General features: G+C 30.5%; 13 protein-coding genes. 10 read left to right on the top strand and 3 right to left on the bottom strand.

Annotation, left to right across the window (positions count from 1 at the left end; genetic code table 11):
- The 8 genes from lpxD to WBG30_RS01385 form a co-directional block, all read left to right on the top strand.
- On the top strand, window positions 1-827 hold an 827-nt coding region (gene lpxD / locus WBG30_RS01420), incomplete at its 5' end, for a UDP-3-O-(3-hydroxymyristoyl)glucosamine N-acyltransferase (RefSeq protein ID WP_424502858.1).
- Window positions 828-910: 83 nt separating this feature from the next.
- Entirely contained in the window at window positions 911-1,357 is a 447-nt protein-coding gene (locus WBG30_RS01415) for a MarR family winged helix-turn-helix transcriptional regulator (RefSeq protein WP_424502857.1), read from the top strand.
- Window positions 1,350-1,631, top strand: a complete 282-nt coding sequence (locus tag WBG30_RS01410) for a YhdT family protein (protein WP_424502856.1) — start codon at window positions 1,350-1,352, stop codon at window positions 1,629-1,631. The genes WBG30_RS01415 and WBG30_RS01410 overlap by 8 nt, the downstream gene beginning before the upstream one ends.
- Window positions 1,619-3,070, top strand: a complete 1,452-nt coding sequence (panF, locus tag WBG30_RS01405) for a sodium/pantothenate symporter (protein WP_424502855.1) — start codon at window positions 1,619-1,621, stop codon at window positions 3,068-3,070. Before WBG30_RS01410 ends, panF begins: the two co-directional genes overlap by 13 nt.
- A gap of 26 nt (window positions 3,071-3,096) precedes the next feature.
- The gene (locus tag WBG30_RS01400; protein ID WP_424502854.1) at window positions 3,097-3,819 is read left to right on the top strand and encodes a hypothetical protein; all 723 of its coding nucleotides are present in this window, start codon (window positions 3,097-3,099) and stop codon (window positions 3,817-3,819) included.
- Between the two features lie 84 nt (window positions 3,820-3,903).
- Window positions 3,904-4,416: a thiol peroxidase gene (tpx, locus tag WBG30_RS01395; RefSeq protein ID WP_424502853.1), complete on the top strand. Its 513-nt coding sequence runs from the start codon at window positions 3,904-3,906 to the stop codon at window positions 4,414-4,416.
- Window positions 4,417-4,532: 116 nt separating this feature from the next.
- On the top strand, window positions 4,533-5,153 hold the full coding sequence (locus tag WBG30_RS01390; protein WP_424502852.1) for a pilus assembly FimT family protein: 621 nt from the start codon (window positions 4,533-4,535) through the stop codon (window positions 5,151-5,153).
- Between the two features lie 174 nt (window positions 5,154-5,327).
- Window positions 5,328-6,266: an NAD(P)H-dependent flavin oxidoreductase gene (locus tag WBG30_RS01385; protein ID WP_424502851.1), complete on the top strand. Its 939-nt coding sequence runs from the start codon at window positions 5,328-5,330 to the stop codon at window positions 6,264-6,266.
- 59 nt (window positions 6,267-6,325) lie between these two features.
- Here the strand turns inward: WBG30_RS01385 and WBG30_RS01380 are convergent, their stop codons facing one another.
- The gene (locus WBG30_RS01380) at window positions 6,326-7,678 is read right to left on the bottom strand and encodes an MATE family efflux transporter (protein ID WP_424502850.1); all 1,353 of its coding nucleotides are present in this window, start codon (window positions 7,676-7,678) and stop codon (window positions 6,326-6,328) included.
- A 213-nt stretch (window positions 7,679-7,891) separates the two neighbouring features.
- Between WBG30_RS01380 and WBG30_RS01375 the strand changes: the two genes are divergently transcribed.
- Window positions 7,892-9,367 (top strand): YfcC family protein, encoded by a 1,476-nt coding sequence (locus WBG30_RS01375; RefSeq protein ID WP_424502849.1) that lies wholly within the window; start codon window positions 7,892-7,894, stop codon window positions 9,365-9,367.
- Between the two features lie 36 nt (window positions 9,368-9,403).
- Here the strand turns inward: WBG30_RS01375 and nfo are convergent, their stop codons facing one another.
- Window positions 9,404-10,282 (bottom strand): deoxyribonuclease IV, encoded by an 879-nt coding sequence (gene nfo, locus WBG30_RS01370; protein WP_424502848.1) that lies wholly within the window; start codon window positions 10,280-10,282, stop codon window positions 9,404-9,406.
- Between the two features lie 174 nt (window positions 10,283-10,456).
- Here nfo and WBG30_RS01365 point away from each other — a divergent pair, with 174 nt between their 5' ends.
- Window positions 10,457-11,263, top strand: coding sequence for an FTR1 family iron permease (locus tag WBG30_RS01365; protein WP_424502847.1), 807 nt, complete (start codon window positions 10,457-10,459; stop codon window positions 11,261-11,263).
- A gap of 163 nt (window positions 11,264-11,426) precedes the next feature.
- Here the strand turns inward: WBG30_RS01365 and WBG30_RS01360 are convergent.
- Window positions 11,427-11,801 (bottom strand): hypothetical protein (locus tag WBG30_RS01360; protein WP_424502846.1); only part of this gene is annotated, 375 nt, incomplete at its 5' end.

Here is an 11,801-nt window from a genome sequence, read left to right as displayed (position 1 = left end):
CAGTATTGGTAGTTCCTAAATTAGAGGAATATTTGCCTAATAAAACATATATAGTAGTAGAAAAAAATCCTAGAGAATTAATGCCTATTTTGTTAAAGTTTTTTAAAAAAGAAGTTATATTTCCTATAAAAGCAATAGAAGATAGTGCAAAAATAGGTGAGAGAGTAAGAATAGCTCCTAATGTCTATATAGGTCATGGAGCAAAAATAGGTAATGATGTAATAATACATCCAAATGTTTATATAGGTCAAGATGTAGTAATAGGAGAAGGGTCTATTCTTTATCCCAATGCAGTTGTTAGAGAATTTTGTATCTTAGGAAAAGATTGTATATTGCAGCCAGGTGCTGTTATAGGATCTGATGGATTTGGTTATACTAAGGTAGATGGAAATAATATAAAGATAGAACAGATAGGAAGAGTAGTTTTGGAAGATGATGTCGAAATCGGTGCCAATACTACGATAGATAGAGGAGCTATTGGAGATACAATTATAAAAAAATATACTAAAATTGATAATTTAGTGCAATTAGGGCATAACGTAATAATTGGTGAAAATTGTTTCATAATTTCTCAAGTAGGAATAGCAGGTAGTAGCGAGGTAGGAGATAACTGTACTTTAGCAGGGCAGGTAGGAGTAGCTGGGCATATTAAGATTGGGAATAATGTGGTTTTAGGAGCTCAATCAGGAATATCAGGTAATGTAGCTCCTAATCAAGTTCTTTCTGGAAACCCTCCAGTAAGTGTAAAGGAACATTTAAAAATAAAAGCTAGTTTAAAAAAATTACCAGAATTGGTAAAAAAGGTGAAAAAATTAGAAAAAAATTAAAAATCATAAAAGACACCTATATTGGGTGTTTTTTTTATTTTAAAAAAATTGCATTTTATACTAATTAGTAGTATAATTCTTTTATGAAAAAATATGATGAAAAAGAGATGAGAAATTTAAAGTTATTGGTAACATTGTCAAGGTGTAATTCCTCTATAAATGGGAGGATATACCCTAAAATTAAAGAGGAAGGGTTGACAGAAACACAATTTTCGGTATTGAATTTACTTTATCATAAGGGGAAATTCAATATTAAAGAGATCATTGAAAAGACATTTTCAAGTGGTGGAACCATGACAGTTGTGGTAAATAATCTATTAAAGGAGGGTTATATTAAAAAGGAAAGGTCTCAGGTAGACAAAAGACAGGTACTAATTAGTATTACTTCTAAAGGTATAAATCTATTGGATTATATCTTAGGAACTCACGTCGAAAATTTAAAAAATACCTTTGATGTATTAACCGACACAGAAAAATTAATTTTAACAGAATTATTAAAAAAATTAGGGAAGGGAAAAGAAGATGAATAAAATTAATAAACAACTAAAAAAAGAAGCGATAATAACAGTGATATTATATCTTATATATTTTGTATGGTGGTATAGTTTTGCATATGGATTAGGAGATGTTGATCCAAAAGATTACAAATATATCTTGGGTTTACCAGAATGGTTTTTTTATTCTTGTATCTTAGGATTTTTAATGATAACTACTTTATTATGGATTTCTATCAAGTTATTTTTTAAAGAAGTAGATTTGAAAATATACGAAAAAAATATAGGGAGAGAAGAATGGAAAAAATAAAATTAATATTACCACTATTGGTATATTTAGGAATAACATTATATGTTGCTTACTATAACAGTCCAAGAAGAAAAAAAAGTAAAGATTTCACCAATGAATATTTTATAGGAAACAGAAGTATGGGAGGGTTTGTTCTAGCTATGACTGTTATTGCTACCTATACAGGAGCTAGTTCATTTCTAGGTGGACCAGGAGTGGCTTATAAACTAGGCTTAGGATGGGTGCTATTAGCTTCTATCCAAATACCAACTGCTTTTTTAACTCTGGGAATATTAGGAAAAAAATTAGCTATTATTTCTAGGAAAATTGATGGAATAACAATAAATGATTTTCTCAGAGCAAGATACCAAAATAAGTGGGTAGTAATAATGTCTTCTGCAGCTATCCTATTATTTTTCATGGCCTATATGGTTGTTCAAGTTATTGGAGGAGCAAGGTTATTTGAAGTTTTAACTGGTTTAGATTACACTGTAGGGTTAGTTATTTTTGGATTTTCAATAATATTTTATACTGTATTTGGTGGATTTAAAACTGTAGCTATAACTGATGCTATTCAGGGTGTAATAATGTTGATAACTAGTGTGATTTTATTTTGGGTATTAAAAGAAGCAGGTGGCGGAATGAGAAATATAATGCAAACTATCTATGATATAGACCCAAGCTTACTGACCCCAACTAGTGGAGGGGCAATAACAAAACCTTTTATAATGTCATTCTGGGTATTAGTAGGAGTAGGTCTTTTGGGACTACCTCAGACTACCATAAGATGTATGGGATTTAAAGATAGTCGATCTCTTCATAGAGCTATGGTTATAGGAACTCTTGTAGTTGGATTTTTAATGATAATGATGCATCTGATCGGAGTTATGGGAATAGCAATTATGCCTAACGAACAATTGGGAGATAAAGTAATTCCAATCCTAGCAATTAGGAATTTATCGCCAATATTATTAGGAGTTTTTATAGGTGGACCGTTGGCTGCAATTATGTCTACTGTGGATTCTCTTCTAATTCAGACTAGTTCAACCATAGTAAAAGATATCTATATAAATTATATAGCTACCGAGGTAGATCAAAAAAAATTGAGCAAGATATCTCTGTGGACAACTTTAATCATGGGTGTTATGGTATTTGCACTGGCTTATCATCCTCCAGAATTTATAGTTTGGTTGAATTTATTTGCTTTAGGTGGACTAGAGGCTGTATTTATGTGGCCGATATTACTTGGATTATATTGGAAAAAAGCCAATGCGACTGGAGCACTTCTGAGTATGGGAATAAGTCTTTTAGTATATGTTAGTATGACTCTTTTAAAGATAAAGCTCTTTGGTATGCATCAAATAGTGCCTACGATAGCAATAGGTGGCTTAGTTTTTATCATAGGATCGTGTTTAAATAAACCTAGTTCAGAGGAGCATTTGGCAATATTTTTTGACTAATAAAGGTTTAAATTTAGGAGGCAACAATGGAAATAAAACTAGAAAAAATAAATGTGGATATAAAAAATAGCGATTTAGAAAAATTCAATGAAGTAGAGTTTGCTAGATTAATAGAAGGATCATTTAATGAATGGACTCGTTTAGATGAGAAAAAGAATAAGATAAATTGGTCTGGAAAATTCACAGTAGAGAGTGAAGATGGAGATTTTGAATATAAAGTAGACACTAAAGAAAAATATATAACAAGCATAGATTTGGATGGCTTTTTAGACGGAGAGAAGATAGACATTGATGAAGATATAGAACTTTTACTCAGTTCAAATTATTCTTATATTTATGAACTTTTGATTTTTCATGAAATTTCAAAATTAAAGATAGTTTCAGATATAAAATTAAAAGCTGTAGAGCTAGCTCTTTTTCCTAAGTGGGCAAGTGGTTATTTGGCTGATAACTTGGAAAATAATAAAATTATTCAAGAATTTATAGAAATATTTGAACCTCTTATGAATGAATTTGAGATAGTTAAAAAGGTAGACATAAGTTTAGACAGTATTCAAGTTGAATGTGAAAATGAAAAAATAAGAGAAATATTTAAAGAGACTATAAAAAAATATATAGGAAAAGAAGTATTTTTTATAATACATGACAGTGAATATAGTAGTATTTTATCCAAGTTAGATATGAATAGATTGGTATCAGCAGGACATAAATTTAATCCTAGTTTAGAAGAAGTTGAAATATACAGCTAATTATAATAAGTACAAAAATAAAATGATTATAAAATGTTGACTTTTTTCTAAAACTATCGTAAAGTTTAGTATATCAATATGGAGGTGTTTAGATTGAATAACAGTATTACATTTGGAGGAAATCCATTAACATTAATAGGAAATGAGATCAAACTAGGAGCAAAAGCACCAAATTTTACAGCTTTAAAAACAGATTTATCACCATTTAGTTTAGAAGAATTAAAGGGACAGGTAATTATAATTTCAGTTATGCCGTCAGTAGATACTCCGGTATGTGAGCTACAGACAATCAGATTTAATACAGAAGCTTATGAGCATGGAAATATAAATGTCATTACTATCTCGGCAGACTTGCCATTTGCACTAGGTAAATTTTGTGCAAATAAAGGTGTAGATACAGCAATGACTCTTTCAGATCATAAAGATTTAGATTTTGGAATGAAATATGGTTTTGTTTTGGAAGAATTAAGACTTTTAGCTAGAGGAATAGTAGTTATAGGCAAAGATGGGATTGTAAAGCACGTAGAATATGTACAAGAAGTTGCAAATCATCCTAATTATGATAAAGCAATAGATATAGCTAAAAAATTAGTATAAAATTATTTAAAATAAAAAAATGGAGAATTTCTCCATTTTTTTTTGGGATAAAGGAAAAGAATTATAAAATGGTAAATATAAAGTAGCTATCTATCAATAAATAAAGGGAGGAGAATATGAAAAAAAGAGGATTTACAATAATAGAATTATTAATAGTGCTTGCTCTCATTGGAATCTTGGTAGGTATTGGAGGAGTTTCAATAAAGAAGCAAGCTGAATCTAGAGCTATGATAAAGGTGACAAATGAAATCGGAGACTTTTTTAGGATAGCTGCTAAAAGATCTCGGGAGACGGGAGAAAAATATACTGTTCATTTTAATTTGGTGGAAAAAAAGATAGAAATTTATAGAGAAGAAGAGGAAGAAAATGGAGTTGCAAATGGTAAATGGAAAGATGGAGGAATAAAGGTTCCAATTGAAAGGTTGGATTTACCTAATATATTTGAATATGAAAAAATATCTGAAAGTTCATTTGACCAAGATTTTACTAGTAAGATTACATCTACTGGAAATATGAGTGGTACTATAACTCTATATGTTTTTAAGTCAAATTCTCAATTAGGAATTCAAGGTGATGAGATAGCCAAGTATTCAATAAGACTTCTAACAACTGATAAACATGTAAAATTTTTACACGTCAAAGAGTATACACCAAAAACTAAAATAAAAAGAAGTGAAATAGAAGGTGGGACAAGAGGTGCAAGTAATACTAGTGATTGGGAAATTACTAGAGAATAAAGAAAAATAAAATAACACTGTAAATAAAAAAATCAATTAATCTAAAGAATTAAAAACGATTTAACCCCTTTATACATATAGAAATATTTAGTCTTTAAATGTATTTTTAGAAAACATTGCAATAATAAATTACAAGTGTTATTATAAGATAAGCAATTTTTAGGAGGATTTATTATGAAAATAGGAAATTTAGAAATAGAAGTACCAATTATTCAAGGTGGAATGGCAATTAGAGCATCAATGTCAAGATTAGCAGGAGCTGTTGCAAGAGAGGGTGGAATTGGCTTAATTGCAGGTTCGGCTATTGGAATGGATGAGTTGAAAAACGAAATTATAAAGGCAAAAGAATATATGGGAGAGAAAGCAGGAGCAATTGGAGTAAATGTAATGGTTGCTGTAAGTAATTTTGAAGAGGCAGTAAATGCATCTATCGATGCAGGAGCAGAATTAATTGTCTGTGGTGCTGGATTTTCTAAAGGTATATTTAAAATAGGGAAAGAAAGAAATGTACCAATATTTCCAATTGTATCATCTGTTAAAGGGGCTAAATTATCGGAAAGACTAGGAGCTACAGCCATTGTTGTTGAAGGTGGAAATGCTGGAGGACATTTGGGAACAGATCTTGATTCTTGGGATATTGTAAAGGAAATAGTAGAAGCAGTAGATATACCGGTCTTTGGAGCCGGTGGAGTAATAGAGCCTGAAGATGCTAAAAGAATGTTAGATTTAGGAGCTGTAGGAGTGCAAATGGGTACTAGGTTTATAGCTACGAATGAATGTGAAGTTAGTGATAAATTTAAAGAGATGTATGTAAAAGCCAAAAAGGGTGAAGTAGTCGAGATTGCGTCATCTGCTGGATTACCTGCTAATGCTATTATAAGTCCTTTTGTGGATAGATTATTAGCTGGAACACAGGAAAAGCCTACAAAATGTAACCAATGTTTAAAAAAATGTAATCATACATTTTGTGTAAATGAAAAATTAGTTGAAGGACATGAAGGGAATTTTGAAGATGGAATTTATTTTGCTGGTAAAGATGTGTGGAAGATAAAAGATATAATTTCCGTTAAAGAGGTATTCGAAAGATTTAGACCAGTATTTGAAGGAAGATAAGATAACTATAAAAATAGATCCTATGAACGAAATGTTCATAGGATCTATTTTTATAGTTATTATTTTCTAGTAAAAAAACACCAACTTTTGGTTGTTTTTATAAACCATCCTACCATAAAAATACCCTTGAATAAAGTAGTGATAGTTATAGCCCACCAAACACCATTTAATCCTAATAAACCATCTTGAGAAAGAAATAACGCCATAGGGATTCTCACGAGATTAAAAAAAGTTGTGATATAAAACGGAGGTTTAGTTTTTCCTAAACCATTAAAAGCTCCAGCAGTTAAGATCTCAATGCACATAAATAACTGAGAATAGGAGAGGATTTTTAAATATTCAATTCCATTTTTAACACTTTCTTCTTCTTGAATAAAGATTCTAAATATTCTTTCAGCACCAAGATAAAAAAGAAAAGTTGTTAAAATTCCTACGATACTCATGATGATCATAGAGACCTTATATCCTTTGAGTATTCTTTTAGGTTGATTAGCACCATAGTTTTGTCCGATAAAGGCAGATAGAGCAACCTGAAAGCCTATAGCAGTCATCCAAGAGAGAGACTCTACCTGGGATCCTACTTTTTGAACTGCTATTGCCATAGGGCCCCAAAAGGAGATTATCCTAGCAATTACCATTGAGAGACCAGTAAATAAACCACTTTGTAATCCTACAGGGATACCTAAAGCAGTAATTTCTTTGATAATTTTAATTTTTGGCAGTTCTGATATTCCTTTTAATGAAACTTGAGTTTTAAATTTTTTAATATAGATTAAAAATGACAGTGTTACAGACCCTTGTGCAATAACAGTAGCAATTGCAGCTCCAGCTACACCCATAGCAGGGAATCCTATCATTCCAAATATAAGGATAGGGTCTAAGATCATATTAATAACTAAACCGATGGCATTCATATAAAAAGGTGTTTTAGTATCTCCATAACCTGTAAAAATTGATGTAAGAACAGGATTAGTAAAGTTAAATACCAATCCAATAGCTATTATGACCAAATATTTTTTAGCCATACCAATAACTATTGGGTCACCAAGTCTAAAAAATCCAATGAGAGAATCTTTGAATAGAATCATAATAAGTCCATAAATAATAGATAAAATTATATTTAATTGGATAGCATTTACAGTGTAACTCTGTGCTAACTTGAGTTTGTTACCACCAATAGACTGAGCTATCTTAACTTGAGCTCCTACCTGAGATATACTAATAAATGCAAAACTTAGCCAAAGGTAAAATCCTGCACTTCCTATAGCAGCTACAGCACCACTTCCCATCTTTCCAATCCATATCATATCTATTAAGTTATAGGCCATCTGTAAAAAAGATGTTCCCATAACTGGAAGGGCCATTTTTAAGAGAGAACGTGTAATATTCCCCTCTGTCATGTTTATCTTCATAATTTGTCTCCTTTAATATTTACTCTTTATTTTGATTATATATTGTACAGTATTTGATCTGAATTTACTATTTATTTTGTTTTTAATTAGAAAACACTTAAATTCTAAGGGAAATCAAAGAAAAGTATTGACTTTATAGTGCGCATATTCTATACTAAATGTAGGTTTACTTTACGTTTGTGATTAAAAAAACAATATTTGGAGGAAGAAAAAATGGGGAAAAAGAAATTTCAAATGCCAACAGCTTATACTGTATTATTCAGTATAATAATTGTAGTAGCAGTATTTACATGGATAGTTCCAGCAGGTCAGTACGACTATGTAGAGGGGACAAAACAACCAGTTCCTGGAACATATAAGGTGGTAGAGTCAAATCCTCAAGCACTTTGGGAAGTAATAAATGCTCCTATTAATGGCTTTTATGAAGCTAAAGATATTGCGTTATTTGTACTAGTAATTGGAGGGTTTCTAGGGATAGTAATGAAAACAGGGGCTATCGATGCAGGAATTGGACAGGTTATTAAAAAGTTAAAGGGAAGAGAAAAGATAATGATACCAATCCTTATGATGATATTTGCAGCTGGAGGAACATCATTTGGGATGGCAGAAGAAACAATAGCTTTTTATCCTCTTTTAATTCCAGTATTTATTGGTGCTGGATATGATGCTTTGACAGCAGTAGGAGTAATAATGTTAGGGGCTGGAACAGGAGTTTTATGTTCTACAGTAAATCCATTTGCTACAGGAATAGCTTCTGGATTCGCTGAAATTTCTGTGGGAGATGGATTAGGATTAAGACTTATAATGATGGTAGTTTTACTTGGTTTTGCTATATTTTATGTTATGAGATATGCTGAAAAAGTAAAAAAAGACCCGACAAAATCATTGGTATATGACATGAAAAAAGAAAATGAACATCATTTTTTAGGGGGAGAAGAACAAGAAACTCCTGAATTAAATTCTAAAAGAGCATTGATTCTTTGGATATTTGGTGGGACTTTTGTCATTATGATCTTAGGAGTAATCCCATGGGCTTATAAGTTTAATATCACAATATTTGAGACTATGAATGACTTTTTCAAAGGGTTACCATTAGTAGGTAAATTATTAGGAGATATGGTTGCACTTGGTGATTGGTGGTTTGGAGAGATGACTGTATTGTTTATGGTTTCAGCTATACTAGTTGGGAAAATATATGGTATGGAAGAAAAAGAAATCGTATCTGTATTCGTAAATGGTGCTAGAGATCTATTAGGAGTAGCACTTATTGTAGGACTTTCTAGAGGGATAACTATAGTAATGAATGCTGGTGGAATGACAAATACAGTATTATATTGGGGAGAACAGGCATTAACAGGTGTAGGATCTACAGCATTTGCTATTATTTCATACTTATTCTACTTGCCTATGTCATTTTTAATTCCTTCAACTTCAGGATTAGCTACACTATCTATGCCTATTATGGCTCCATTAGGAGAATTTTCAGGTTTGGCTAAAAATGTAGTAGTTACTGGATATCAATCTGCATCAGGAGTATTAAACTTACTTACTCCTACATCAGCAGTTGTAATGGGAGGGTTAGCAATAGGAAGAGTATCATATACAAAGTGGTTAAAATTTGTAATGCCTCTATTTATTGCATTTATAGTAATGACAATGGCATTATTAGCTTTAGGTTCAATAATGTAACTAAAAAAGCTTTTGCTTATAGGCAAAAGCTTTTTTCTATTTTTCTATAAGACTATAAAGTAATTCTATCTCTTCTTTCCATATAGATTGATCTATTGTCTCTAATGTAATTGGCATATTATCAAATCTAGAATCATTCATAAATCTTTTAAAAAAATCCATTCCCAACATTCCATTTCCAATACTTTCATGTCTATCTTTTTTACAAGCTAATCCATACATAGAATCGTTTAGATGAATTCCTTTTAGATATTTAAATCCAATTAGGTTTTCAAACTCCTCAAAAGTTTTTTTATATCCTTCTTCAGTAGCTATATCATAACCATAGTCAAATGTATGGCAGGTATCAAGTAAGACTCCTATACGATCCTTATTTTCTACTCTATCTATAATTTCTTTTAATTCTTCAAAGTCTCCTCCTATTGTATTCCCTTTCCCAGCTGTATTTTCAAGGACTATAGTGATGTACTTTGTAGCTTTGATAGCTTCATTGATTCCACGAGCTATAAGGTCATATCCTTCCTCTAATGAGATCAATCCTAGGTGACTTCCGCTATGTAGATTTATATATTTTAAATCTAGTTCTTCTCCTCTTTTTAATTCATCGATTAAGGCATCCAATGATTTTTGCCATTTTTCAGGATCACAATTAGCCAGATTTATAAGATAACCAGCATGAGGCATAATATAATCGGAATTAAAATCATATTTTTTTATCTCATCTTTAAATTTTTTTATTATTTTATCATCATAATCTTTAGCAACCCATCTTTTTTGATTTTTTAAGAACATTGCAAAGGCTACACCACCGATATCATGGGCATTTTTAGGAGCATTAAAAACTCCTCCACTAACACTAACGTGTGCCCCGAGATGTTTACTTTTTATTTTGTCTTCTCTTGATTTATTTTTCATTTTTTCCTCCTGTTACAACTTTGTAATTATTATAACATAAGAAGAGTTTAAATAAAAGAATGGGAAAGCTATTTAAATAAAAAAATTATTTTTTTAAAATTTTATTGATTATATTCGTTGACAAAGTATTATGCGTATGATAAGCTTTGAAAATCAAAGCAAAAGGAGGAGGAGATGTTTAGTTCATTTTTAGTAGTATCAAGAGAATCATTTGAAGCAGTAATGATAATAGCAATTATATTAGGTTTTCTAACAAAAACAAAGCAAACACAATATAAAAAATACGTTTGGAGTTCTGTAGCTTTAGGTTTAATATTAACAGGGTTAATAGTATATATATTAAAAATTACTCTAGGAAGTTATACTAATAGAGCAGAAGGTTTTTTAGGAGGGCCAACTTTAATTATAAGTTCGTTATTTATTTTATCGATGGTTATTTGGATGGCAAAAACAGGGGCATCAGCGGGGAATAAATTAAAGGAAGATTTAATAGGACTAGTAGAATCTAAAAGAGTTTGGGGTTTGATGTTTTTAGTGACTACCGCTATTTTAAGAGAAGGAATAGAAACTTTTTTCTTCTTATTAGCTGTAATAGGGACAGAAAATAGTCAAGGCATCTTAATTGGGTCACTGTTAGGTTTATTAACTTCTTTAGTTATTGGTTACTTAATGGTTAAAGGAGCAATAAAGATAAATATGAGTTCATTCTTTAAGGTATTTAGTTACTTATTGATACTAATTTCTGCTGGATTCTTTGCACATGGAATAAAAAAACTACAAAGTGTGGAAACTATTCCAACAATTATAAAAAAATTATGGGATACGACTTGGTTAATTGATAAGCATTCACTATTTGGTGGGTTCTTTAAAGGGATGTTTAGTTACGATCCTAAACCATCATTAATGTCTTTATGTGCGTATATTTTATTCTTATTTATAGGGTTTTATACATATAATACTCTTTCAAATAAAAATAAATAAAATACTGTATTATCAAAATAAATAGAAAAAAGGTTGATCAGTGGTCAACCTTTTGTAATTTATTTATCTATTAGTCTTTCTTGCTATTTAATACTGCATTTATTTTAAAACAAAAAAAGAGCGTTCTTTTAGGAATACTCTTTTAAAAATATTTTTTAGTTTTTTAGAATGAATAGTTTGCTTCAAAATAAAATTGTTGTCTATACATCTCATCACTATAATCATTAGTAGTACCACTTATATCATACTCATATGAAATAGCTCTTGAACCAGCTTCTAAACCTATTCCATTATTAAATCTAGCTCCAAAACCTAATTTAGCATATAAATTTGATTTAAGAGTTTCTTTTTGATTAGAAAAAAGATTTTTTACATCTATTTCACTAGCAGCAGCTCCTAAAGATCCAGATATATATAGTGCTAAACTATCTGCTTGATAAAAATCATACTCAGTAGTAAAACCAAGCATAAAAGCATCCATGTTGTCATCACCAATAGTATTTTTAGTTACATAGTCAGAAAATTTAGAATTATCGTA

Origin of the sequence: Psychrilyobacter sp., from assembly GCF_049671765.1 — a bacterium.
Classification (GTDB): domain Bacteria; phylum Fusobacteriota; class Fusobacteriia; order Fusobacteriales; family Fusobacteriaceae; genus Psychrilyobacter.
Note: the sequence above shows the minus strand (reverse complement) of the source record. Positions and strands in the feature narration are given on the sequence as shown.